Raw genomic sequence first — 23,897 nt, 5'->3', positions numbered from 1 at the left:
AGTATGCAGGCATTAAAATAACCCATACCGTTCATATGGGGAGGAAACTATAGACTTTTAACGAAGTCTTCGATATTTTGCGTCACTTTTTTCACTAAAGTCGTCACCGCGCTATCACTTGCCCAAGCGATGTGTGGCGTGATAATTAAGTTTGGCATGGTTTTGGCTGCCAAAATTAACGGATTGTCTTTTTCCGGTGGTTCTTTCACCAATACGTCCAACGCTGCACCGCCCAAATGACCGCTTTTTAACGCGTCCAATAAAGCGGTTTCATCCACTAAAGGACCACGTCCCGTATTGATTAAAAATGCGCCTTTTTTCATTTGTGACAGAGTGCGCGCATTGATTAAATTTTGGGTATTTTCTGTCAACGGGCAATGTAAAGTAACGATATCCGCTTGTTTTAATACCTCGTCAAATGGCGTGTAACCATCGCGACAAATCGTCGCATCTTGGTGCTCGGCATATAGCACCTTCATACCGAGTGCTTGCGCCAAACGTCCGACTTCGCTGCCTAAACAACCTTTACCGAACACACCTAATGTAGAACCACGCACATCGGTAATCGGATAATCGAAATAACAAAATTGCGGACAATCCGCCCATTTGGCCGATGTTTGATCACGCAACCAACCAGCCAAACTGTGTTTGAGCGCGAAAATTAAGCCTAAAACATGTTCCGGCACCGTCGTACTGGAATATCCCATCACATTACGCACTGCCACGCCTAATTCTGCGGCCGCGACCAGATCAATGTTATTGGTTCCGGTCGCCGTTAGCGCAATTAGTTTGAGTTTTGGTAATTGTTCTAAAGTCTTGCGATCAAAAATTACTTTGCTGGTAATCACAATATCGGCGTCTTTCGCCCGCTCGACGGTTTCTTCTGCTGAAGTTCGTTCATATTCAATCCAATCATGCGCAAAATCCGGGCGTGGAATCGGGATGTGTTTTGGAATAGCGGTGCTATCTAAAAAAACAATTTGCATCATCAATATTCTCCTTTTGAGCGGCACTATAAAAATTTTCGTTTTTTAACCGCACGTTAAATTAAATTGAAGTATCCAATTCCGGGAAAGATTTTACTAGATCATCAATCGCTTTCATTTGTGAGACAAAATCTTCCAATACGGAAAGCGGCAATGCCGAAGGGCCGTCGCATTTGGCATTTTTCGGATCCGGATGGGCTTCTAAGAATAAACCGGCAATACCTACTGCCAAACCGGAACGGGCCAGTTCGGTCACTTGAGCACGACGACCGCCCGATGCGGCACCGAACGGATCACGACATTGTAATGAATGGGTTACGTCAAAAATGACCGGACTGCCCTTGGAGACTTTCTTCATCACCCCGAAACCCAACATATCCACGACTAAATTATCGTAACCGAAATTCGTACCGCGATCGCAAAGAATGACTTGATCGTTACCGCATTCCTCGATTTTTTCTACAATATTACCCATTTGTCCCGGACTCAAAAATTGCGGTTTTTTTACGTTAATCACTGCACCGGTACGCGCCATCGCCTCAACCAAATCGGTTTGGCGCGCTAAGAACGCCGGCAATTGAATCACATCCACCACCTCAGCAACCGATTGGCATTGATAAATTTCATGTACGTCGGTAATAATCTTTACGCCGAAAGTGTCTTTTAATTGTTGGAAAATTTTCAATCCCTCTTCCATGCCCGGACCGCGATAGGAATGCACGGAAGAGCGGTTAGCTTTATCAAAGGATGCCTTGAACACGTAAGGCACACCGAGTTTTTCCGTCACTTTTACATAGGCTTCGCACACTTGCATGGCCATATCGCGACTTTCCAACACATTCATGCCGCCGAAAAGCACGAAAGGTTTATCATTAGCGACATCAATATCGCCGATTTTTACAATTTTGTTTTGCATAAATTTTCCTTTATTAATTAATAAGATGACGTGCTTTTTCTACTTCACCTTTGAGTTCTAAAAGTTGAGTGCGAATTAAACCCGCAGTCGGATCTTGCGGGTGTTGCTCTACGAAAAATTCTAAATCTTGCAACGCCGCTTGATACGCACCCATTTGCGCCAATACCAAACCGCGATCGCGAATATCGTAAGGATTATGTTTTGCGCGAATCAAGGATTCAATGTAATGAAATGCCATATCGTTATGTTCTTCGCGGATCAGCGCGTTCTTCGCCAACTGCTCAAAACGGGAATACAACAAAGGCAAATCGGCGCGCGCCAATTCTTCGGGTTGAATTTCAGCACCGAAACCAAAAGCGCCTTCGTAAAGTCGCTGTAATTTTTGTTGCGACATATAAGTGCCGTTCCAAGGATCAATAAACACCGCTTCGCCATTCGTTTCCGCACGCAAAATTAGTTGGGTCGGAAAATTAACCGGATAAATCGGCAAATCCAGCGCCTCGGCCAAATACAATACAATGGCGCCAAGGCTAACCGGCATACCTTGGCGATATTCCAATACGTAAGGCAAATAAAGATTACGTGCGTAAAAATATTCGTCGGCATCGCAATGAAAGCCCCAATCGCCGTAAACCAGTTGCAGCAAGCGTTCAATGCGGTGCTCTAACGGCAGGTCAAGGGAAATCTCGCGGCGGGCTTTGCGCACTAAACCGCCCATTAACGAACGAACGCGTCGTAGTGCATTACCTTCATCGTCGCAAACCGCTAAATAAAAAGTGACAAATTCATCGTATAACGCACGTCTATTGTATTTCATGATTTTTCCAAAATCCTAAGGTAACACGTTCATTGTCGCCGTAATCCCGCACCGTTGCAACTTGCCGCCCTAAATTCTCGCGGAAAATCGACCGCACTTTTGCACCTTGTTGCCAACCGTGTTCCAGTAGTAACGCGCCGTTTTCCTTCAAATAATGTGGCGCTTGCTCGATGATATGACGCAAATCCGCATAGCCTTGTTCTTCCGCTACCAATGCCGAACGCGGTTCAAAGCGCAGGTCACCTCGGCTTAAATGCACATCGTCTTGGTCAATATAAGGCGGATTGCTGACGATAATATCGAATTTTCCGGTTACCTTTTCAAACCAATGACTTTGTAAAAAAATTGCATTTAGTTGATTTTTCACCGCATTGGACTTCGCCAAGAGCACCGCATTGGGCATGAAATCTACGCCGATGATTTCTAATTGAACACCTTGTTTTTGACAGCGCGGCGTTAGCTCGGAAGTCAGCGCTAACGCAATAGCGCCGGTGCCGGTGCCAAGATCGAGAATGCGAAGGAGTGAGTTTTTTTTATGAAGCTTTTCAAGCGCAATGTCCAATGCCTTTTCCACTAAAATTTCCGTATCCGGACGCGGAATCAACGTATCCACCGACACATTCAACGGCAACGACCAAAATTCTTTTTCACCGAGAATATAAGCGATAGGTTCGCCTTTTAACCGACGCGCCAAAAGCGCGGTTAAATCAGCGCTCATTTTTTCATCTATTTGCGTTTCCTCGAACGCTAAAATTTGCGTCCGCGATCTACCGGTCGCGTGTTGGAGCAACACCAATGCATCAATTTTGGCATTTTCGTTCGGATTGGCCTGACTAAGTCGTTGCGTTGCGTCAGCCAGCCATTGTTGGTAATTCATTAATTTTTAACAACAATCGTTGACATAATAATATCGGTAAACGAACGACGTTCCTGATTCACAAATGCAACAATAGCATTAATAATGACCAGCCCCGACGTATTTAAACCGAAATCTAAAAACTCTCTGATGACATATCGCCCGAAACTGAGCGGTCGGTTTGTCATATAATCCAGCACTCGAATATTTAACCAACGCTTTCCAAGGGTTTGTCCATAGGTTTTCATAACATAGAGTTGCAAAATAACATATAAAACCAAGCCGATAATGTGGCCGATATCAATTGTGCCTAACAAGTTAAATATCATGATTCCCATGAACATAAAACCGTAACACATCAAATTATCAATTAATGCCACACACCAACGTTTAAATCGACTTGCAAACTGAATCGGATAAACGCTCGCGCCATTATCGGAATAATCTGCACTAGGGTTTTCTACCAACATCTGTTCATTTTCCGTAGTAAATTTAATTTAAAAGGACATCCGAAAACAGGATGCCCCAGAGGTTAATTTTGTTCTGACAACGCCGCCAACTGATCCGCTTGATATTCGGTGATAATTGGCTGGATTAACTCATCGATTTTGCCGTTCATCACTTCGTCTAAACGATAAATTGTCAAGTTAATGCGGTGATCCGTTACACGACCTTGCGGATAGTTATAGGTACGGATTTTATCAGAACGATCGCCGGACCCTAATAAGTTACGGCGCATATCCGTTTGTTCCGCGGCTTGACGTTCCTGCTCCGCCTGTACAATACGTGATGCCAATACAGACATTGCTTTGGCTTTATTTTTATGTTGCGAACGCTCGTCTTGGCATTCCACCACGATGCCGGTCGGAATATGTGTGATACGCACTGCGGAATCGGTGGTATTTACGTGCTGACCGCCAGCACCGGACGAACGATAAGTATCAATACGCAAATCTGCAGGGTTGATTTCCGGCATTTCCGATTCCGGTAGTTCCGGCATCACCGCAACGGTACAAGCGGAAGTATGAATACGCCCTTGCGATTCGGTTTTCGGCACACGTTGTACGCGGTGACCGCCCGATTCAAATTTAAGCTGTCCATACACGCCCTCGCCGCTAACTTTTACAATCACTTCTTTATAACCGCCCTGCTCGCTTTCATTGGCGCTAAGCATTTCCACACGCCAGCGTTTGCTTTCTGCATAGCGGCTGTACATACGAAACAAATCGCCGGCGAAAATCCCCGCCTCATCACCACCGGTACCCGCACGGATTTCCAAATAACAGTTATATTCATCATTCGGATCTTTCGGCAGCAAGAGAATTTGAAGTTGTTGTTCCGTTTCTTCAATTTCCGCGTTGGACGCTTCAATTTCCATTTGCGCCATTTCTTTCATTTCTGCATCGTCGAGCAACATTTCTGCTTCTTCAATATTGCGATTAAGCTGCGTCCAACGATTGAAACATTTCACAACTTCTTCAAGTTGCGCATATTCTTTGGAATAGGCGCGAAATTTATCCTGATCACTAATCACTGAAGCATCGCCTAGCAACGCCTCTAATTCTTCATAACGTTCTTTCAAACTTTCTAATTTGGTAATAATCGAATCTTTCATAATTTTAAAGTTAAAGCCAAAAATAAAATCGGCGTATTCTAGCCGATTTAGGGAAAAATTGACAGCGCGGAAGCGCCTTCAATGCGGTGCTGAAACGCCCCCTCAATTTGGTGTCGAAATCAACCGAGCTTGCACTCGACAAATACGTCTTTAGCCTAAATCCTCGTTACATCAAATTTTTCCAATTCAATGCGGTGCTGTTCCGTACCATAAAATTTCGCCAACGCACGGCGTAAAGTTTCTGCGCGTTGCGGCAAGCCTTTTTCCGCATAAACCTTGACTTGTTCATACACCGCCAATTTAAACGGCAACGTATCGCCCGGATTACCATTTAGATTATCGGCGCTGGCAAAATAACGAAAACCGGCAGCGGTAGCTAAGATCCATTCGATCGCTTGCGGTTTTACTTCGACTTTTTCAAAATCTCGTTGACGCGCTTCCGAACGACCATCGGGCTCGTACCAATACCCGAAATCCTCCAATTTGCGCCGTTCTTTGCCGGCGACCAACCAATGTGCGATTTCATGTAACGCGCTGCTGTAAAAACCGCGTGCAAAATAAATGGCGTTATACGGCACCTGCTCGTTGGCCGGAAGATAAATTGGTTCTTCGCCGCCTTTCACCAAACGCGTATTATATTCTTGTTCAAAACATTGATTAAAAATCGAAATAATATCTTCTAATTTATGTTCTATTGTTGCGTTCATCGTATTGACTCCATAAAAAGCGCAGAATTATACACTACCAAAAACTCATTTGTTCTTGTTTATTTCCTTCCGGTAAATTCACATGAAGACCGAGTAAGCGCACGGATTTACCTTGGCTGCGTTGCCAAATTTGACCAAGTAATTGTCGGAAGCTGTCGAGACAAAGCGGCAAGCCGGTTTTTTCTAAGGTCGTCACTTGAAAGTCTGCAAATTTGAGTTTCACGCCAATTTTACGAAACGCCGACAAAGGTGTATTCGGTGCACTGCGCTCAAGACGACGAAGCAGTTCAGCATAAAGATTCTCCAGCAATGCAAGACCCTGTTCGGCGGTATGAATATTTTCCGATAAAGTACGCTCTACACCGACGGATTTTCGCACGCGGTGCGCTTGCACTTCGCGTTCATCAATACCGTGGCTGAAATCCCATATGCGCTTGCCCATTTTGCCGAATTGATTAAGTAACAGGTTTTGTGCCGATTTTTGAATATCCGCGCAGGTTTCCAATCCCATATCCAGCAAACGCTGTGTCGTCACTTTACCCACGCCGGGAATTTTCTTTAACGGCAAAGTTTTGACAAAACTTGCTACGTCATCGGGTTTAATTACAAATTGGCCGTTCGGTTTGTTCATATCCGAGGCGATTTTAGCGAGAAATTTCAGCGGTGCCACGCCGGCTGAAGCGGTTAGCTGCAATTCGTCAAAAATTGCTTGACGAATTTCTTGCGCAATCCAAGTGGCGGAACCGGCGCATTTTTGGCAATCGGTTACATCCAAATAGGCTTCATCCAACGAAAGCGGCTCGATAAGGTCGGTATAACGATGAAAAATTTGATGAATTTGTGCGGACACTTCTTTATATCGCGTCATATTTACCGGCAACAAAATGAGATTCGAACATTTTTTCAGCGCCTGTGCCGTCGGCATTGCGCTATGCAAACCGAACTTACGCGCCTCATAATTGCACGTGCTAAGCACGCCGCGCTGACGCGAACTGCCGCCCACTGCAACGGGCTTGCCTTGCAAGGTGGGATTCTCGCGAATTTCCACCGAGGCATAAAAGCAATCCATATCAATGTGAATGATTTTGCGGGCTGGAGACATAGTTAAAAGGCGGCTTCAATGCGGTGCTGATTACGCACTTGATTACAATTTTGGCTTAGTATATCTGCAAGCAAAATACTGTTCAAGCATACAGATAAATTAAATTTAAGCGAAGCGTTTGCGCAAACTTTCAAGCATTTATTTGCCATCGCCGGGAGCACCGCATTGGAAGCCCAAATCAGCACATCATCAATTCTTAGAAAGCCGCCTCCTGCTGAAAGCGCACGATATAAATAGATTCTTTGATTTATCACTTTTTTTTGATAGACTAGCGCCCAATTTTGGGGCTGATTCTGGATTCGACGGGATTAGCGAAGCCCAAGGTGCACGTCGAGGTGCGGTAGGCCTCGTAAACAAACCGCAAAAAAATAGTCGCAAACGACGAACAATACGCTTTAGCAGCTTAATAACCTGCATTTAGCCTTCGCGCCCTAGCTTCCGCTCGTAAGACGGGGAGTTCGCGGAGTCAAACCAAAACGAGATCGTGTGGAAGCCGCCGTTTGAGGATCGAAACACTAAATTGAATCAAACTAGCTTAAGCTTAGCGTGTCTGTCCGCATGCTTAAGTGAAATTAAAGACTGACTAAACGTGTAGTACTGAAGGTAGAGTAATTTCGGACGCGGGTTCAACTCCCGCCAGCTCCACCAAATCACCATCTAAAGCAAACTTATCAAATTCTAAAAAGCCTTGAAAATAACAATTTCAAGGCTTTTTTATTCTAGGCAAACAAACGTGCTTTGTAATCAGTCAACATTCGCAATGTGCTTGCGAATTGCCAAATAAATGAGTAAACCTAACAATCCGCACACCAAAATTACGCTTGCTGTGGCGTAAAAAATATCGCCAATGCCGACTAATGGCGAGACTATACCGCCTAAAAAGAATGGGGCGAATCCTAACAAAGCGGAGGCGCTGCCGGCATATTGACGTTCGCTTTCCATTGCAAGGGACGAAATGGCCGGAAACGTTAAGCCCATTAACAGCAACATCGCAAAGAAACCGATTTCCACCCAAAACCAATGCGGCTGAATCATTAATACCACAATGGTATAAATTGCGGCGACAAAAAAGCCCGCCACACCGGCCTTCAATGCGGTGCTATTTGGCCACTTCGCGCCGACATTGGCGCCGATAACTAACGCCGCGCCATTCGCGCCAAAACATAAACCGAAAGCAAAGGCGCTCAAGCCGTAAAAACTTTGCAAAATAAACGGCGATGCCGCGATGTAGGCGAACATTGCACCAAGCAAGAAACTTTCGATGCCTACGTAGCTCATAAATAATCGATTTTTGACAATTTTGGCAAAAGCAGAAAAAGTGGAAAACAGCGAACCTTGCAAGCGATTTTCCGATCTCAGACTTTCTTTTAAACGAAAACAAAAAGCCAACACCACGACACCAATCAATGCCAAGAAGGCAAACACGCCTTTCCAGCTGATATATTCCAATAAAAGGCTGCCGAGAATCGGTGAAACAATTGGCGCCATGCCATTGATGGTCATCAACAAGCCGAAGAAACGTGTCATTTCGCGGCCGCGGTACAAATCCGTCGCTATCGCACGGGAAATCACCACGCCGCCCGCCGAAGATAAACCTTGTATGAGGCGTAGTGCGATCATCGTTTCGATATTCGGTGCAAACACAATGAAAATCGTGCTAACAATATAAATCAGCAAGGAAATAATCAGTGGCTTTTTACGACCAAATTTGTCGCTAATCGGGCCAAGCAGCAATTGTCCCAGCGCCAATCCGATCATCGCGGAGGTTAAGGTCAATTGGGTCATGGATGCGGTGCTGTTGAAGAAGGTCGCCAATTGTGGCAATGACGGTAGATATAAATCCACCACGAAAGGTCCGAAGGCGGAAAGTACGCCGAGTAAAATCACTAAAAAGGCTTTGGAATTTGCGCTTGTCATAAAGAAATCCGAATAAAATAAAAATAAGGCGCCGATTATACTTCGTCGAGTCTTGCTTTCAGCTCGTTTCATGTTTTATTTTTGTAAAATAAGAAAAAGCTTATTTCATTGTTTTATCTCGCTTTCTCTATTTATTTTGCTAAGACCCGCTGCGCTTTTAATAAAGCAAAAAGAAATTTTTATAAAAAGATCGCTTTTTAGTACGTGCTTTTTATGCCTATAAGCCGCGTTTTTATTACTGTTTTACTTATATCTTTTTTTCAAGGCATTTTTATCTTGTTCACGCAAGCGTTCCAGCTTTTCTTTAATTTGAATTTCCATCCCGCGATTGGTCGGAAAATAATATTGCGTGTCTTTCATTTCTTGCGGAAAATAATTTTCCCCTGCCGCATAAGCATTCGGCTCATCGTGCGCATAACGATATTCTGCGCCATAGCCAAGCTCTTTCATTAGATTAGTCGGTGCATTGCGTAAATGCGGCGGTACGTCATAATCCGGTAACGCTTTGGCCTGTTGTTTTGCGGCGTTGAATGCAGTGTAAACGGCATTGCTCTTCGGCGCGACGGCAAGATATATAATCGCTTGTGCAATAGCACGTTCGCCTTCATAAGGGCCAACGCGGGAGAAACAATCCCAAGCCGCAAGCGCTACTTGCATGGCACGCGGATCCGCATTACCAACGTCTTCCGATGCGATCGCTAGCAAACGTCTTGCCACATAAAGCGGATCGCCACCGGCAGTTAAAATACGCGCGTACCAATACAACGCCGCATCAGGCGCTGAGCCACGCACGGATTTATGTAAAGCGGAAATCAAATCATAAAAACGATCGCCCTGTTTATCAAAGCGTGCTTGACGTTCGCCTAGCACTTCTTTTAATAAAGTGTGGTCGATTTTTTTACCGTTTTCGATTTCATCCGCCATATCAGCCATCAATTCAAGGGAATTAAGCGCAAGGCGGGCATCGCCATTCACATATTCGGCAAGCAGATGCAAAATATTGTCTTCTAAAACCAACCGCGTGTTGCCCAGCCCGCGTTCCGAATCTTGCACGGCCCGTTGCAATACTTGTTCGATTTCTTGCACGGTTAAGGATTTCAACACATAAACCCGCACCCGTGAGAGCAATGCATTATTCAGTTCAAAAGACGGATTTTCTGTAGTCGCGCCGATAAAAATAACAGTACCGTCTTCAATATGCGGCAAAAAAGCATCTTGCTGACTTTTGTTGAAACGATGTACTTCATCCACAAACAAAACGGTTTTACGATCGGCAAGGCGGTTTTGTTTAGCACGTTCAATGGCGTCGCGAATTTCTTTAATGCCGCCGGTAACAGCAGAAATACGTTCCACATTGGCATTAATGCGGTTAGCGATAATTTCCGCCAAAGTGGTTTTACCGGTACCCGGCGGCCCCCAAAAAATCATTGAATGCACATGGCCGGCTTGAATGGCTTTGCGTAGCGGTTTACCTTCACCAATTAAATGCGATTGACCAAAATATTGCTCGAGATTAGTCGGACGCATTCTCGCCGCCAATGGCTGAAAGCTATTCTCAGCAAAATCGAAATCAAAATTAGGCATCATTATTTCCTATGAATTGGGAAAAAATTGAGGGCGTACTTAAAATACGCCCTTTATTCTTTGAGTTATTTTTTGCGTTGGTCATCCAACTCGACACCTTTCGGTGGCGTGAATTGAAACAAGTTATCCGATAAAGTTTGATTGGTAATATTGCGTAACACGTAAAGGTTAGTTTGACCGTCTTTTTCCGTTGTGCTGAAATTTTTCAATACACCGCCGCTATCCACACGAATATCAAACTGTCTGATATTACTCTTGGCCGATTTTGGTTTTAACACAAAGGTATCCGCTTGTTGCGTTACGGAATATTGATTCCAATGACTATTATCGTTGCTAGTAAGCAATACAAACGGCGTGTCGTTTACCGCATCTTTTACCCATTGCGCAGTCACTTGTTGCACGAAAGAATCGTAATACCAAAGGGTTTTACCATCGGCAATAATTTGAGTTTCCTGTGGCAATTGAGTATCCATACGGAATAAATTCGGACGTTTAATTTGAATTTTGCCACTACCTTGTTGTACGTTTTTACCGCCGGCGGAAGTTACGGTTTGGGTAAAATCGGCACTTAATACATGCACTTGATTTAAACGCGACTGTAATTCCCCCGCGGCATCAGCAAATACCACCGCACTGAAGCCCATTAATCCCGCGCCGATAGCGTGAATTGCAGTGAGTCTTAACAGCGTTTTTTTCATTTTACTTTCCTTTTTAAGTCGAATTGAAATTAATAATCGGGACGGTGCGCCAAAATTTCTCGTTTACCGTTTTGCATGGCGCTCACAATACCTTGCTCTTCCATTTGATCCATAATACGAGCGGCACGATTAAAACCGACGCTAAATTTACGTTGAATAGAGGAAACTGACGTAGTACCCGTGTTTAATACAAATTCCATCACCTCATCAAACAGCGGATCCAACTCATCGCCGATAGCGACCGTTTTTTCAGTATTTTCCTCATCGTCAGTGCCATCTAAAATGCCGTCAATATAATCCGGTTTAGCGCGTGCACGCCAATCATCGGCAATACGCACCACTTCATCATCGCTCATAAAGGCACCGTGGACACGCACGAGATCTGATGAACCTTGGCCCGAGTACAACATATCGCCACGACCAAGTAGGGCTTCCGCACCACCTTGATCCAAAATAGTACGCGAGTCGATTTTACTTGCTACGGTAAAGGCAATCCTGCTTGGCACATTGGCTTTAATTAAACCGGTGATCACATCCACGGACGGACGCTGCGTGGCCAAGATCAAATGAATACCGATAGCGCGGGCTTTTTGCGCAAGGCGCGCAATCAACTCTTCAATTTGTTTTCCCGCCACCATCATCAAATCGGCAAATTCATCAACAATTACCACAATATAACTGAGTTTTTTCAATGCCGGCGGCATTTGATCGATAGTATCACCGGGTTTCCAAATCGGATTTGGAATTGGCATCCTCATGGCTTCATATTCGTCGATTTTTTCGTTAAAGCCTTCGATATTACGCACGCGCAAAGCAGAAAGTAATCGATAGCGGCGTTCCATCTCATCCACACACCAACGAAGCGCATTCGCCGCTTTCTTCATATCAGTAACCACCGGCGTAAGCAAGTGCGGAATATCGTTATACACGGAAAGTTCCACCACTTTAGGATCAATCATAATGAATTTCACGTCTTCCGGTTGCACGCGGAACAACAAGCTCAAAATCATCGTATTTACGCCCACGGATTTACCGGAGCCGGTCGCCCCTGCCACCAATAAGTGCGGCATTTTGGCCAAATCGACCACCACCGGTTTACCGCTAATATCTTTTCCCAATGCCATTGGCAATAAAGCCTTGGCATTGTGAAATTCCGCGCTATCCAATACATCGCGTAACGGCACGATTTGACGATGCGCGTTCGGCGTTTCAATACCGATATAAGGTTTACCCGGAATCACTTCAGCCACACGAATCGAACGAAACATCAATGCACGCGCTAAATCCGTATCAATACCGGTCACTTTCGATGCCTTCACACCCGGTTGTAATTCCAGTTCATAACGCGTGACAACCGGACCGACAAGTACGTCTTGCACCGTTGCTTTTATATTAAAATTACGCAATTGCTGTTCAATGCGGCGCGATGTGTCCATAATTTCTTCACGCGTAATATCTTGCAATTGGGCAGGGCGACGTTCCAAAAGATCCAAACTTGGCAATGGGGTGCTTGGTTTTTCCCGTTTGGCGGTCGGTTGTTGGAACGCCGGATGTACTAACGAATCAGCGTAGGATTTATAGTTAGGCGTACTGTCTGCCTCCAATGCGGTGCTCTCGGGCACTTGCGGTTCCGATAAAACCACCTTTAACGCTTCTTCCGCATTTAACACTTTCGCCCGTTGTTCCATCTCCGTTAAACGTTGTCGCTCCTGGGCGGCAAATTGGCGAGCCAGTTCATCATCTGCACTCTCTTCTTCCGGCGCAGCCATTCTGCTTTCCAATGCGGTGCTATTTTGTGATGTCGCCGATGCCAAAGAAACCCTCGGCATTGCAGGTTCTTGCAAAGAATCCAGTAGATTTGTTTTTTCTTCGACTTGAATCGGCGAATAAATATTTTCTTGACTCGAAGCAAAATTTTGCCGGGCCGATAACGCACCTCCCTCGGAAATACTGACTTTAGGCAATTCGTCCAAGTTTTCCCGTTTAAAATCCGCAAAATTTTCATCAAAATCAGGCAAGTTCTTCAAAGCATTTGGTAAAATATTTCTTTCATTCGACAATCCGCTGATATTGATCTCTTTTTCCGAAGACAACGGCTCGATCACATTTCCATTTTCCTTTGCGAGAATTTCATCTTCTTGAAGAGAGACCACCTCCGCTTCATCTTTATTCACGACAAGCGTTTCCGGCTTATGAATTACGATTTGTTCCAATTCATCCGCAGATTCTTTGCCTTGCTCGCCGACACTTTCACCTTCATCATTTTTCATCGTGAGCCAACGATAGAAACGCACGATAAGGCGAATTAGAAAAGTGCCGGAACAAAAAATAAAACCGATTACCGAGAACGCTAATCCGGCGAGAATACAGCCTAATTTGCCTAAAGTCGGATAAAAAGAAACCACTAGGCTTCCACCCAATACGCCGCCCGATAAATAGTAATTCGTATTGGAAAGCAGTAATGTTGCCATCGTCGTTAAGCCGACGAGTAGCATAATGAAACCGAAACTACGCAAAAGAATTTTGGTTACGGATAAAGCGCGAACCGCTTTGGTTTTCAGTAAGAAGATCGGTACAAAGAAAAATAAAAATGGAAATACGTTGCCCACATAACCGAAAAATACCAAAAAAGCGTCCATTAACCAGGCACCGAACGCACCGGCTTTATTGACGACTTCCGTTTGATAACTGGCGGTAGACCAAGAATTATCTAAAGGCGTATAACTTGACCAGGCAACAATCAAATAGAGCCCGAAAAGTGCCGTTAAAGCAAAAATAAATTCACCGAGATACTGCTTCGGCGTAAAACGTTCTGTAATTTGTTTAATCATCTTTATTTTAAAACGAGGTAATTGGTTTGTTTCACCTCTTCCATCACCACATAAGTTCGCGTATCGTTCACCCCCGGCAAACGTAACAAGGTCGTGCCGAGTAACTTGCGGTATGCTGCCATATCCGCTACGCGGGTTTTTAGCAAATAATCAAAATCGCCCGAAACCAAATGACATTCTTGAATTTCATCTAATGCTTGAATCGCCGCATTAAATTCTTCAAATACATCGGGTTTACCGCGCACTAAAGTAATTTCTACGATAACCAACAAAGGCGCATCCAGTAACTCGGGATTCAATAATGCCCGGTAACCGGTAATTACGCCTTGCTTTTCCAAGCGTTTTACGCGTTCTAAACAAGGTGTCGGCGAAAGCCCAACCTTTTTAGAAAGATCAATATTTGAGATTTTGCCGTTGCGTTGCAATTCATTGAGAATTTTAATATCAATCGCATCCAATGCTTTGCTTAACTTTTTTTCCATTTCTATACGTTAATCTATTTACGGTGCGCACTATTTTAGCGAATTTTGTCGGAAGTTTCAGTATGCCAATATATTTCTAAAGATTATCCAGCACAGCAAGTGCATCCGACAATTTTTTTACGGTGAAAACTTGCATATTTTCCAACGCATTTTTCGGTTTATTACCGAATGGAACAATCGCTCGTTTAAAGCCGTGTTTTGCCGCCTCACTGATACGTTCTTGTCCGCTTGGTACCGGACGAATCTCGCCGGCAAGCCCTACCTCACCAAAAATCACTAAATCTTGCGGTAACGGCTGATTGCGGAAACTGGAAATTAACGCTAATAATAAGGCGAGATCGGCGCCGGTTTCGCTTACTTTCACACCGCCCACCACATTCACAAAGACATCTTGATCCGCCATTTGCAAACCGCCGTGGCGATGCAATACGGCAAGTAATAACGCTAAACGATTTTGTTCCAAACCCACTGCAACACGGCGCGGATTAGCCAGCATGGAATGATCCGCCAACGCTTGAATTTCCACCAACAGCGGGCGTGTTCCTTCCCACAGCACCATCACAGAGCTACCGGATGTCATTTCATCGCCGCGACTTAAAAAAATTGCCGACGGATTTTTCACTTCGCGCAAGCCCTGTTCCGTCATACCGAATACGCCCAATTCGTTTACCGCACCGAAACGGTTTTTGTGGCTGCGCAAGGTACGATAACGCGAGTCTGCCTCACCTTCTAAAAGCAACGAACAATCAATAACGTGTTCTAATACTTTCGGGCCGGCAAGAGTGCCGTCTTTCGTGACATGACCGACCATAATAATTGCCGCTTGGCGCGTTTTCGCGTAGCGCGTTAAAAATGACGCGCATTCGCGCACTTGTGCTACGCTGCCCGGCGAAGACTGAATATCCGCCAAATGCATCACTTGAATGGAATCGATAACGATAATTTGCGGTTTAAGTTGATCAGCAAGGTTACAAATTTGCTCGACGGAGGTTTCCGACAGCATATTTAACTTATCGTTCGGTAGTCCTAAGCGATTAGCGCGCATCGCCACTTGTTGTAAAGATTCCTCGCCGGTTACATAAAGTGCCGTCATATTTTTTGCCAAACCGCACATTACTTGCAGTAACAGCGTACTTTTACCCGCACCGGGATGACCACCAATCAAAATCGCACTGCCCGGCACGATACCGCCTCCCAGTACGCGGTCCAGCTCATTAAATCCGCTGCTAAATCGGGGCGTTTGCTGCAAACTGATCTCAGAAAGAGTTTGAATTTTCGCTTGAGTTTCACCTGCGTAACCGCTGAAACGGTCATTTTTCGGTTTGGACGCGGAAATTAAACGCACTTCGCTGATAGTATTCCAAGCTTTACAAGCAGAACACTGCCCTTGCCAGCGGGAAAATTCCGCACCACAATCGTTACATACATAAGCCGTTTTCGGGGCTTTTGCCATTTTTTATTCCTTTATTTATTTTCGATTGTTTAATAAAAAATAAAAGCTATACCGCCAATCGCATCAGTCGAATCATTCGATCAAAATAGGCTCGACTTTGCAGAAGCATCGTTAATTTTTCGAGTGTTTTAACGTTGTCCTTGCATTCGCTGTGAAAACGAATCAGGCTCTGAATCTCACTTAGAAAATATTGATTGCTTTTCAGAATATCAGTCCAATCGGTGACGTCTTTGGACTTGGCCATTGCTTCAATTATTCTTGGGTTTTCATCGTAATAATGATAAAGATTGAAAAACGCGCCCACGCGTTCGACGGTTTTCATAAAATCTTGGCTGAAAAACGCAATCGGAACAGCCAGCGTTTCCTCCACCAAAGTTTGCTCCATGGCGAGCACCGCATTGAACCTCGAATCCGGCACCGCATTGAAACCCGCATCGGACATCGGATCGAGCACCGCATTGGAGGGCGTAGGAAAATTCGTCGCATTTGCTTCGCGTTGTGCTTGTAAAAAATCACGCCATTTATTAAGCCAATCCGTGACGGAAAAAGGTCGAGCTAATCGATAACCGCGCTTGGCTTTGCTGGCGCTGCTGAAATAAATATTTTGCATAAAAGGCAAGGTTTCGCCAAAATCGAAAAGATCTTTGACCCGGCCTTTTTTCAATTCAAATTCGATTTCGCAAATCGGCTCTTCACGTTCGCCTGCTATAATTTTGCCTTGGTCAAAAGCCACTTCGATGTGCGAATGACGGAACGGAATCAACCAAAAAGTGCGGTTAAAATCCGTCGAAAAAACGATTTGCAACGGCTCATTCGGTAATTGTTGAAAAGGATATAACTTACGTAATTGTTTGTTAGTCGGGGTTTCTTTAGTGGTAAGTGATAAGTTATATTCCGGACGATTATGCAATCCGCCCGCGACTGTTCCGTCGGTTTTTAAGGTCAACGTAAATGTTTGCTCTTCTTGGCGAATGCGCAAGCCCATTTTTTGTTTGGCAAGGAAATGATCGGAATAATCGTAATAAGTGTTACCGAGAAAAATGCTTCCGTGTTCTAGCGGAGTGAATTGTTGTAGGTGTCGTTCCAAAAAAGAGAATGAGGCTGAAGTTACCGCAAGTTTAAGTTCGATTTCATTATTCATAAATAGTGAACCCCACTGAATTTAACTGTTTAAATATACAAGTAAGTGTAAATAAATCAAGATCTTTTTCGTGTAATTTGCGCTGAAATCAAGTAATATGCGCACGAATTTTTTTACCCCTTTTATGGAGTCAATCACTTATGGCAATGAATAATATTCTCGGATTATTTGCCCATTCGCCTTTAAAACCTTTGCAAAAACATTCCGATAAAGTGACTGAATGTTGCGATCTTTTAATTCCTTTTTTTGAAAAAACCTTCTTAAAGGATTGGGAAAATGCGGAAAATACCCGCTTGGAAATTTCCCAACGCGAACGTGAAGCGGATACTCTGAAACGTGAAATTCGTTTGAAATTGCCTCGGGGTTTGTTCTTACCTATCGATCGTACCGATTTATTAGAATTGGTGACACAACAAGATAAGCTCGCCAATTATGCAAAAGACATTGCCGGACGTATGATCGGGCGCCAATTCGGCATTCCTGAAGAAATGCAGGAAGAATTTTTGCACTATGTGAAACGTAGCTTGGATTCTATTCATCAAGCACATTTGGTGATTGAGGAAATGGACAAATTGCTGGAAACCGGTTTTAAGGGAAGAGAGTTAAATTTAGTCAACAATATGATTCAAGAACTCGATAGCATTGAAGACGATACTGATCAAATGCAAATTAAATTACGTAAAATGCTTTATACCATCGAAAGCCGCTACAATCCGATTGATGTCATGTTTTTATACAAAATTATCGAATGGGTCGGTGTGCTTGCTGACCAAGCTCAACGCGTCGGCTCACGCATCGAATTAATGCTGGCGCGTTCATAATAAAAATATCAACATAGGAAATTCACTATGGAAGTTATTCATCAATATGGAACATGGCTTGTATTGATTACCGCCGTTTTCGGTTTTTTTATGGCGTTCGGAATAGGCGCCAACGATGTTTCAAACTCAATGGGGACCTCGGTCGGTTCCGGCACGATTACAGCAAAACAAGCCATTATTGTCGCATTAATTTTTGAATCTGCCGGTGCATATCTTGCCGGCGGCGAGGTAACGGAAACCATTAAAAGCGGCGTGATCGATCCGATGCAATTTACAGATACGCCGGATATTTTAGCGCTCGGTATGCTTTCTGCACTGTTCGCTTCCGGTGCTTGGTTATTTATCGCCACAAAAATGGGCTGGCCGGTTTCCGGTACGCACACTATTATCGGCGCAATTATTGGTTTTGCCTGCATTACACTCGGACCGGGTTCCGTCGATTGGTCGAATATCGGCAGTATCGTCGGCAGCTGGTTCATCACGCCGGTGATTGCCGGTCTTCTCGCTTACGCAATTTTTGCCAGCACGCAAAAGCTCATTTTTGATACGGATCAACCACTTAAAAATGCACAAAAATTCGGCCCTTATTACATGGGAATCACTGTGTTAGTTCTTTGTATCGTAACCATGACAAAAGGCTTAAAACACGTAGGATTAAACCTGTCTGACAGCGAAACGCTGATAATTTCCTTACTAATCAGTGTTATCGGCATGCTCTTCTGCCATTTCTATTTTAAAAGTCGAGCTTTCACACAAGCGGTAAATAAAGGGTCCTTCGGTGCGGTAGAAAAAATCTTCAGCATTTTAATGTTATTAACCGCCTGCGCAATGGCATTTGCGCACGGTTCCAATGATGTGGCAAACGCCATCGGCCCCCTTTCTGCGGTGGTTTCTATCGTAAATGAAGGCGGTAAAATCATTTCCGGTGGCACGCTTGCTTGGTGGATCTTACCGCTAGGCGCATTAGGTATCGCGGTCGGTTTAATCACCATGGGACAAAAAGTAATGGCGACCGTGGGTTCCGGCATTACCGATTTAACCCCGAGCCGTGGCTTCGCCGCACAATTTGCCACCGCGATGACGGTGGTGGTCGCCTCCGGTACCGGATTACCTATTTCCACCACGCAAACACTGGTAGGCGCAATTTTAGGTATCGGTTTTGCACGCGGTATCGCGGCGTTAAATCTTACGGTTATTCGTAATATCATCAGTTCATGGGTGGTTACATTGCCCGCCGGCGCATTCTTTGCGACGGTCATTTTCTATACGTTACGGGCAGTCTTTCACCAATAAAATAAAAAAGTGCGGTTAATCCGCACTTTTTTCATCCGATAAATATCCTATTAGAGGGTGAATTTTTCAGCATTTTATGTAAGGGAGAATCATGTCAAAACTGAAGCTTTTATTGTCTGGTCTGCTATTCAATGCGGTGCTAAATTCCGCATACGCCGAAACGCAATATGTCACGGAAAATCTTAACACTTATCTTCGCCGCGGTGCGGGCGAGCAATTCAAAATTGCCGGTATGATTCAATCCGGCGAACAAGTCAATGTATTGGAACAACAAGGCAAATACAGCCTGATTCGCGACGGCAAAAACCGTGAAGCTTGGATCCTAACCGCTGAATTAAGTAAAACGCCAAGCAGCAAATTAGAAAACCCGCAGTTAAAGGCGCAAATTCAAGAATTGACCTTAAAACTCAATCACTTAGACAGCGATTGGCAACAACGTACCGTGGAAATGCAACGCCGAACCAAACAATCTGAGCAACAAAGCAACGAGTTGTTGGAACAAAATGCTCAGCTCAAACGCGAGCTTGAAATCACCAAAAATAAAAACCGCGATTTAGAAGCCGTGCTAGATGCGGGTAAACGGGAAATCGCCGTTCAATGGTTTATTTATGGCGGTTGCGTATTGGGCTTCGGCTTGTTACTTGGCTTAATTATTCCGCATATTCTACCGAGACGTAAACGTCGTGATGATTGGGCATAATCATGCATCACATTGAGTATTAATTTGACACTTGTTTTTTAAGGAAAAACGATGGAAATCTATTTAGTAGGCGGTGCGGTGCGCGATCAGTTATTAGGCTTACCGATTAAAGATCGTGACTGGGTCGTCGTCGGCGCTACGCCTGAAATGCTGCTGTCGCAAGGCTACCAACAAGTCGGCAAAGATTTCCCTGTTTTCTTAAATCCTAAAACCAAAGAAGAATATGCGCTTGCACGAACCGAGCGCAAATCCGGCTGCGGTTATACCGGTTTTATTTGTGATTTTTCCGCGGAAATTACGCTGCAACAAGATCTGATTCGCCGCGATCTCACCATCAATGCGATGGCGTTAGACACGCAAGGCCGACTGCACGATCCCTATCATGGTAAGACTGACTTAGCGCACCGCATTCTACGCCATGTTTCCCCCGCATTTGCCGAAGATCCGCTACGCGTGTTGCGCGTCGCCCGTTTTGCCGCACGTTTTCATCACTTAGGTTTTACCATTGCGCCGGAAACCTTAGCGCTGATGAAAACGCTTACCGAAAGCGGCGAGCTTTCGCATTTAACCGCCGAGCGCGTTTGGTTGGAAACAGAAAAAGCGCTTAACGAAAAAAATCCTGAAATTTACTTTGAAATGCTTCGCCAAATTGGCGCATTAAAGGTGCTTTTTCCTGAATTAAATGCGCTTTATGGCGTGCCAAATCCGCCGCAACATCATCCCGAAATCGATAGCTTTATACATACCATGTTGGTGCTGCAGCAAGCGGTAAAACTCACGCAAGACAAGCCGGAAATAAACAAAGGCGCAGTGCGTTTTGCGGCGATTTGTCATGACCTCGGTAAAGCACTCACACCGAAAGAGATTTTGCCGCATCATTACGGGCACGAACAAGCGGGCATTAAACCAACACGCGAACTTTGCAAGCGGTTCCGTGTGCCAAATTATTATCAGGCGTTGGCGGAATTGGCTTGCGAATATCACTCGCATATTCACAAAGCCTTTGAACTTCGTGCAGAAACCATAATAAAATTATTTAACCGTTTTGATGTATGGCGAAAACCGCAACGCTTCCAAGAATTTTTACTCGTTTGCCTTGCAGACACACGCGGTAGAACTGGCTTTGAGTATCAAGAATATCCACAAATTGATTACATTAACGTCCTGCTTAACGTCGCAAATCAAACGGATGTACAACAAGTGATCGCCGATGGATTTGAAAAAGAAGGCATTCACAACGAATTAACCCGTCGCCGAAGCAAAGCGATAAGTGATGCCAAGAATACATATCAAGCCTGTTAGAACAAGCTTTACTCGATAAATTTAACTCCTTACAATACGCGCAATTTTTTGGTCGAAGCATTATCATGAAACAGTTAAAATTTTTCACCGCACTTTTCGCCACAGCAATACTTGGTGCCTGTACATCAGACCTCGAACGTCCTAACGATGTGCAATATCTTGATAAAAGCGATACAACTTGGCTTCAACATCTGCAAAAAATAGAAAAAATCCGCGCTTATCATGCCAAAGGGCAAATCGGCTACATCAGTCCGCAAGAACGTTTTTCCAGTCGCTTTGAATGGCAGTATCAAAACCCACGCTCTTACAGATTGAAACTTTATTCTTTAATTAGCAAATCCAGTTTATTAATTGAAATGCACCAAAACGGCATGACCGTATCCGATCACGACGGCAACCAACAATCTGCGAGTAATGCCAAATTATTGCTGCAAAAAATGATTGGCATGGATATACCGCTGGAACATTTGGCCTATTGGTTGAAAGGCCAACCAGCACCGCATTCGGATTACCAAGTGGGCCAAAATCATTTTCTCGGTGCTTTTAGTTATCCGCTCGACGGCTCCGTCTGGACAGCGGATTATTTAAGTTATCACGCGCAAAATGCTATGCCGGAAAATATTTTACTGAAAAATCAAAATACCTCTCAAACCTTAAAAATTCGCGTAGACGAATGGGAATTTTAATGAAAACTTACTCATTTTCGCACGTGCTTTCCTCCCCCGAGCTTGACCAACCGAACCGCTTTCCAAGCCCGGCAAAACTCAATTTATTCCTTTATATTAACGGCAAATTACCAAACGGTTACCACGAGTTACAAACACTTTTCCAATTCCTTGATTTCGGCGATTGGCTTGAAATCGACATTCGCGAACAAGACGATCAAATTCTAATTACACCCGAAATTTCCGGACTTAAAACTGAAGATAATCTGATTTATCGTGCAGCCAAATTATTGCAAAAAAACACACAAATCAAACAAGGCGCAAATATTCATTTGGATAAAATCCTACCTATGGGCGGTGGCGTAGGTGGTGGCTCCTCCAATGCGGGCACCGCATTGGTCGCGCTCAATGTACTTTGGAAAGCAAATTTGCCCGTTCATGAACTGGCTAAAATAGGCTTAATGCTAGGTGCCGATGTGCCGATTTTCGTACACGGTCATGCTGCATTTGCCGAAGGGGTAGGCGAAAAAATCACTTATTGCGAACCGAAAGAAAAATGGTTCGTCGTGTTAAAACCGGCCTGCTCTATTTCGACTGCGCTAATTTTTAACGCTCCCGATTTAGTGCGAAATACGCCAAAACGCACGCTAAAAACTTTGCTTAATTCGCCATACGAAAACGATTGCGAAAAAGTTGTACGAAATCATTACGCGGACGTTGAAAAAGCCCTGAACTGGTTGCTAGAATATGCGCCGGCAAGATTAACAGGAACCGGCGCTTGCGTGTTCGCGGAATTTGATCGGGAAATCGACGCACAAGCCTGCTTTCAACAAAAACCGGCGGAATTATCCGGTTTTGTTGCGAAAGGACTCAATGTTTCTCCGTTACACCAAATGCTGAAACGATATTATCTCCCTAATTTATTTACAATCTAACCTGAGGTTATCACAACATGCCAGATATTAAACTCTTCGCGGGTAATGCGACTCCTGAACTTGCAAAGCGCATCTCCGAACGTCTATATATTTCACTAGGCGATGCGACTGTCGGTCGTTTCAGCGACGGTGAAATACAAGTTCAAATTAACGAAAATGTGCGCGGCGCAGATGTATTTATTGTCCAGTCAACTTGTGCACCAACCAACGATAATCTAATGGAATTAATCGTCATGGTGGATGCGTTACGTCGTGCATCCGCCGGCCGTATCACTGCTGTTATTCCTTATTTCGGGTACGCTCGCCAAGACCGTCGCGTACGTTCAGCGCGGGTGCCGATCACTGCAAAAGTCGTGGCAGATATGCTTTCCACCGTAGGGATTGACCGTGTATTAACCTGCGATTTACACGCTGAACAAATCCAAGGTTTCTTTGATGTACCGGTTGATAACGTGTTCGGTTCGCCGGTGTTAATTCGCGATATTTTGAAAAAAACTGACCTTGAAAACCCAATCGTTGTTTCGCCGGATATCGGTGGCGTCGTGCGCGCCCGTGCTGTTGCAAAATTGTTAAACGACACAGATATGGCGATTATCGACAAACGTCGTCCACGCGCAAATGTTGCACAAGTCATGCATATCATCGGCGATGTAGCAGATCGCGATTGTATTCTTGTAGATGATATGATCGACACCGGCGGCACTTTATGCAAAGCGGCCGAAGCCCTTAAAGAACGCGGCGCGAAACGCGTATTTGCTTATGCTACTCACGCAGTATTCTCCGGCGCCGCAGCGAAAAATCTCGCTAGCGATGCGATTGACGAAATTGTGGTCACCGATACCATTCCGCTTTCACCGGAAATGAAAGCCCTCGGCAAAGTGAGAGAGCTCACCCTTTCTTCTATGCTCGCGGAAGCTATTCGTCGGATTAGCAACGAAGAATCGATTTCCGCAATGTTCAACTAACTCGGTTCAAAAAAACTCAAAGGCACGGATTTTTTCCATGCCTTTTTTCATTTTAAAAATGTTTTAAAAATATCCCGCACGTTCCCATCTTTTCACAGAATTTGATCAATA

General features: G+C 44.5%; 23 protein-coding genes and 1 other RNA gene. 8 read left to right on the top strand and 16 right to left on the bottom strand.

The window, feature by feature from the left end:
• Positions 1-47 precede the first annotated feature (47 nt).
• From AB3F25_RS03885 to AB3F25_RS03845, 9 genes are all read right to left on the bottom strand, one after another.
• Complete coding sequence (locus tag AB3F25_RS03885; protein WP_373604323.1) at positions 48-986, bottom strand: 2-hydroxyacid dehydrogenase; 939 nt, start codon at positions 984-986, stop codon at positions 48-50.
• Between the two features lie 61 nt (positions 987-1,047).
• Positions 1,048-1,902 (bottom strand): 3-deoxy-8-phosphooctulonate synthase, encoded by an 855-nt coding sequence (kdsA, locus tag AB3F25_RS03880; protein ID WP_373604194.1) that lies wholly within the window; start codon positions 1,900-1,902, stop codon positions 1,048-1,050.
• Between the two features lie 13 nt (positions 1,903-1,915).
• Positions 1,916-2,719 carry a SirB1 family protein gene (locus AB3F25_RS03875; protein ID WP_373604193.1) on the bottom strand — a complete coding sequence of 268 codons (804 nt, stop codon included), beginning with the start codon at positions 2,717-2,719 and terminating at the stop codon, positions 1,916-1,918.
• Positions 2,706-3,596, bottom strand: a complete 891-nt coding sequence (gene prmC / locus AB3F25_RS03870; protein ID WP_373604192.1) for a peptide chain release factor N(5)-glutamine methyltransferase — start codon at positions 3,594-3,596, stop codon at positions 2,706-2,708. Before prmC ends, AB3F25_RS03875 begins: the two co-directional genes overlap by 14 nt.
• The gene (locus tag AB3F25_RS03865) at positions 3,596-4,045 is read right to left on the bottom strand and encodes an RDD family protein (RefSeq protein ID WP_373604191.1); all 450 of its coding nucleotides are present in this window, start codon (positions 4,043-4,045) and stop codon (positions 3,596-3,598) included. Before AB3F25_RS03865 ends, prmC begins: the two co-directional genes overlap by 1 nt.
• Positions 4,046-4,107: 62 nt before the next feature.
• Entirely contained in the window at positions 4,108-5,190 is a 1,083-nt protein-coding gene (gene prfA / locus AB3F25_RS03860) for a peptide chain release factor 1 (protein ID WP_373604190.1), read from the bottom strand.
• Between the two features lie 155 nt (positions 5,191-5,345).
• Positions 5,346-5,885, bottom strand: coding sequence for an elongation factor P hydroxylase (locus AB3F25_RS03855; protein WP_373604322.1), 540 nt, complete (start codon positions 5,883-5,885; stop codon positions 5,346-5,348).
• Between the two features lie 46 nt (positions 5,886-5,931).
• On the bottom strand, positions 5,932-6,999 hold the full coding sequence (dinB, locus tag AB3F25_RS03850) for a DNA polymerase IV (protein ID WP_373604189.1): 1,068 nt from the start codon (positions 6,997-6,999) through the stop codon (positions 5,932-5,934).
• A 2-nt stretch (positions 7,000-7,001) separates the two neighbouring features.
• Positions 7,002-7,253 carry a hypothetical protein gene (locus AB3F25_RS03845; protein WP_373604188.1) on the bottom strand — a complete coding sequence of 84 codons (252 nt, stop codon included), beginning with the start codon at positions 7,251-7,253 and terminating at the stop codon, positions 7,002-7,004.
• 29 nt (positions 7,254-7,282) lie between these two features.
• Here AB3F25_RS03845 and ssrA point away from each other — a divergent pair.
• Positions 7,283-7,647, top strand: a transfer-messenger RNA (tmRNA) gene (gene ssrA, locus AB3F25_RS03840).
• Between the two features lie 96 nt (positions 7,648-7,743).
• Here ssrA and AB3F25_RS03835 read toward each other — a convergent pair.
• The 7 genes from AB3F25_RS03835 to AB3F25_RS03805 form a co-directional block, all read right to left on the bottom strand.
• Positions 7,744-8,916, bottom strand: a complete 1,173-nt coding sequence (locus AB3F25_RS03835) for a multidrug effflux MFS transporter (protein ID WP_373604187.1) — start codon at positions 8,914-8,916, stop codon at positions 7,744-7,746.
• A 243-nt stretch (positions 8,917-9,159) separates the two neighbouring features.
• Positions 9,160-10,500 (bottom strand): replication-associated recombination protein A, encoded by a 1,341-nt coding sequence (locus tag AB3F25_RS03830; RefSeq protein WP_373604321.1) that lies wholly within the window; start codon positions 10,498-10,500, stop codon positions 9,160-9,162.
• A gap of 65 nt (positions 10,501-10,565) precedes the next feature.
• Positions 10,566-11,198, bottom strand: coding sequence for an outer membrane lipoprotein chaperone LolA (gene lolA, locus AB3F25_RS03825; RefSeq protein WP_373604186.1), 633 nt, complete (start codon positions 11,196-11,198; stop codon positions 10,566-10,568).
• 29 nt (positions 11,199-11,227) lie between these two features.
• Positions 11,228-14,029, bottom strand: a complete 2,802-nt coding sequence (locus tag AB3F25_RS03820; protein ID WP_373604185.1) for a DNA translocase FtsK — start codon at positions 14,027-14,029, stop codon at positions 11,228-11,230.
• A gap of 2 nt (positions 14,030-14,031) precedes the next feature.
• Positions 14,032-14,511 (bottom strand): leucine-responsive transcriptional regulator Lrp, encoded by a 480-nt coding sequence (gene lrp / locus AB3F25_RS03815; RefSeq protein ID WP_373604184.1) that lies wholly within the window; start codon positions 14,509-14,511, stop codon positions 14,032-14,034.
• A gap of 76 nt (positions 14,512-14,587) precedes the next feature.
• Positions 14,588-15,964 (bottom strand): DNA repair protein RadA, encoded by a 1,377-nt coding sequence (gene radA, locus AB3F25_RS03810; RefSeq protein ID WP_373604183.1) that lies wholly within the window; start codon positions 15,962-15,964, stop codon positions 14,588-14,590.
• 46 nt (positions 15,965-16,010) lie between these two features.
• Positions 16,011-17,105 carry an inorganic triphosphatase gene (locus AB3F25_RS03805; protein ID WP_373604182.1) on the bottom strand — a complete coding sequence of 365 codons (1,095 nt, stop codon included), beginning with the start codon at positions 17,103-17,105 and terminating at the stop codon, positions 16,011-16,013.
• A 140-nt stretch (positions 17,106-17,245) separates the two neighbouring features.
• Between AB3F25_RS03805 and AB3F25_RS03800 the strand changes: the two genes are divergently transcribed.
• The 7 genes from AB3F25_RS03800 (at position 17,246) to AB3F25_RS03770 (ending at position 23,786) form a co-directional block, all read left to right on the top strand.
• A complete protein-coding gene (locus tag AB3F25_RS03800) occupies positions 17,246-17,926 on the top strand; it encodes a TIGR00153 family protein (RefSeq protein WP_373604181.1) in 681 nt (226 codons plus the stop codon).
• Positions 17,927-17,953: 27 nt separating this feature from the next.
• Positions 17,954-19,219 carry an inorganic phosphate transporter gene (locus AB3F25_RS03795; RefSeq protein WP_373604180.1) on the top strand — a complete coding sequence of 422 codons (1,266 nt, stop codon included), beginning with the start codon at positions 17,954-17,956 and terminating at the stop codon, positions 19,217-19,219.
• A gap of 91 nt (positions 19,220-19,310) precedes the next feature.
• Positions 19,311-19,919, top strand: coding sequence for a TIGR04211 family SH3 domain-containing protein (locus AB3F25_RS03790; RefSeq protein ID WP_373604179.1), 609 nt, complete (start codon positions 19,311-19,313; stop codon positions 19,917-19,919).
• A 51-nt stretch (positions 19,920-19,970) separates the two neighbouring features.
• Entirely contained in the window at positions 19,971-21,221 is a 1,251-nt protein-coding gene (locus AB3F25_RS03785; RefSeq protein WP_373604178.1) for a multifunctional CCA addition/repair protein, read from the top strand.
• 65 nt (positions 21,222-21,286) lie between these two features.
• Entirely contained in the window at positions 21,287-21,907 is a 621-nt protein-coding gene (gene lolB / locus AB3F25_RS03780) for a lipoprotein insertase outer membrane protein LolB (protein WP_373604177.1), read from the top strand.
• Complete coding sequence (gene ispE, locus AB3F25_RS03775) at positions 21,907-22,821, top strand: 4-(cytidine 5'-diphospho)-2-C-methyl-D-erythritol kinase (RefSeq protein WP_373604176.1); 915 nt, start codon at positions 21,907-21,909, stop codon at positions 22,819-22,821. Before lolB ends, ispE begins: the two co-directional genes overlap by 1 nt.
• Positions 22,822-22,838: 17 nt before the next feature.
• Positions 22,839-23,786, top strand: a complete 948-nt coding sequence (locus AB3F25_RS03770) for a ribose-phosphate pyrophosphokinase (protein ID WP_373604175.1) — start codon at positions 22,839-22,841, stop codon at positions 23,784-23,786.
• The last annotated feature ends 111 nt before the right edge of the window (positions 23,787-23,897 follow it).

It is taken from the genome of Aggregatibacter sp. HMT-949 (assembly GCF_041734645.1).
Taxonomy (GTDB): domain Bacteria; phylum Pseudomonadota; class Gammaproteobacteria; order Enterobacterales; family Pasteurellaceae; genus Rodentibacter.
The sequence above is the reverse complement of the archived record's forward strand: the minus strand, read 5'-3'. Positions and strand labels throughout refer to the sequence as shown.

What these genes read in the sequence shown, in the direction of transcription:
- AB3F25_RS03800 (WP_373604181.1), top strand. Translation starts at nt 17,246, where the DNA reads ATGGCAATGAATAATATTCTCGGATTATTTGCCCATTCGCCTTTAAAA.
- radA (WP_373604183.1), bottom strand. Translation starts at nt 15,964, where the DNA reads ATGGCAAAAGCCCCGAAAACGGCTTATGTATGTAACGATTGTGGTGCG.
- AB3F25_RS03805 (WP_373604182.1), bottom strand. Translation starts at nt 17,105, where the DNA reads ATGAATAATGAAATCGAACTTAAACTTGCGGTAACTTCAGCCTCATTC.
- prfA (WP_373604190.1), bottom strand. Translation starts at nt 5,190, where the DNA reads ATGAAAGATTCGATTATTACCAAATTAGAAAGTTTGAAAGAACGTTAT.
- prmC (WP_373604192.1), bottom strand. Translation starts at nt 3,596, where the DNA reads ATGAATTACCAACAATGGCTGGCTGACGCAACGCAACGACTTAGTCAG.
- AB3F25_RS03795 (WP_373604180.1), top strand. Translation starts at nt 17,954, where the DNA reads ATGGAAGTTATTCATCAATATGGAACATGGCTTGTATTGATTACCGCC.
- AB3F25_RS03875 (WP_373604193.1), bottom strand. Translation starts at nt 2,719, where the DNA reads ATGAAATACAATAGACGTGCGTTATACGATGAATTTGTCACTTTTTAT.
- AB3F25_RS03865 (WP_373604191.1), bottom strand. Translation starts at nt 4,045, where the DNA reads ATGTTGGTAGAAAACCCTAGTGCAGATTATTCCGATAATGGCGCGAGC.
- lolA (WP_373604186.1), bottom strand. Translation starts at nt 11,198, where the DNA reads ATGAAAAAAACGCTGTTAAGACTCACTGCAATTCACGCTATCGGCGCG.
- ispE (WP_373604176.1), top strand. Translation starts at nt 21,907, where the DNA reads ATGAAAACTTACTCATTTTCGCACGTGCTTTCCTCCCCCGAGCTTGAC.
- AB3F25_RS03885 (WP_373604323.1), bottom strand. Translation starts at nt 986, where the DNA reads ATGCAAATTGTTTTTTTAGATAGCACCGCTATTCCAAAACACATCCCG.
- lrp (WP_373604184.1), bottom strand. Translation starts at nt 14,511, where the DNA reads ATGGAAAAAAAGTTAAGCAAAGCATTGGATGCGATTGATATTAAAATT.
- dinB (WP_373604189.1), bottom strand. Translation starts at nt 6,999, where the DNA reads ATGTCTCCAGCCCGCAAAATCATTCACATTGATATGGATTGCTTTTAT.
- AB3F25_RS03830 (WP_373604321.1), bottom strand. Translation starts at nt 10,500, where the DNA reads ATGCCTAATTTTGATTTCGATTTTGCTGAGAATAGCTTTCAGCCATTG.
- AB3F25_RS03835 (WP_373604187.1), bottom strand. Translation starts at nt 8,916, where the DNA reads ATGACAAGCGCAAATTCCAAAGCCTTTTTAGTGATTTTACTCGGCGTA.
- AB3F25_RS03770 (WP_373604175.1), top strand. Translation starts at nt 22,839, where the DNA reads ATGCCAGATATTAAACTCTTCGCGGGTAATGCGACTCCTGAACTTGCA.
- kdsA (WP_373604194.1), bottom strand. Translation starts at nt 1,902, where the DNA reads ATGCAAAACAAAATTGTAAAAATCGGCGATATTGATGTCGCTAATGAT.
- AB3F25_RS03790 (WP_373604179.1), top strand. Translation starts at nt 19,311, where the DNA reads ATGTCAAAACTGAAGCTTTTATTGTCTGGTCTGCTATTCAATGCGGTG.
- AB3F25_RS03820 (WP_373604185.1), bottom strand. Translation starts at nt 14,029, where the DNA reads ATGATTAAACAAATTACAGAACGTTTTACGCCGAAGCAGTATCTCGGT.
- AB3F25_RS03785 (WP_373604178.1), top strand. Translation starts at nt 19,971, where the DNA reads ATGGAAATCTATTTAGTAGGCGGTGCGGTGCGCGATCAGTTATTAGGC.
- lolB (WP_373604177.1), top strand. Translation starts at nt 21,287, where the DNA reads ATGAAACAGTTAAAATTTTTCACCGCACTTTTCGCCACAGCAATACTT.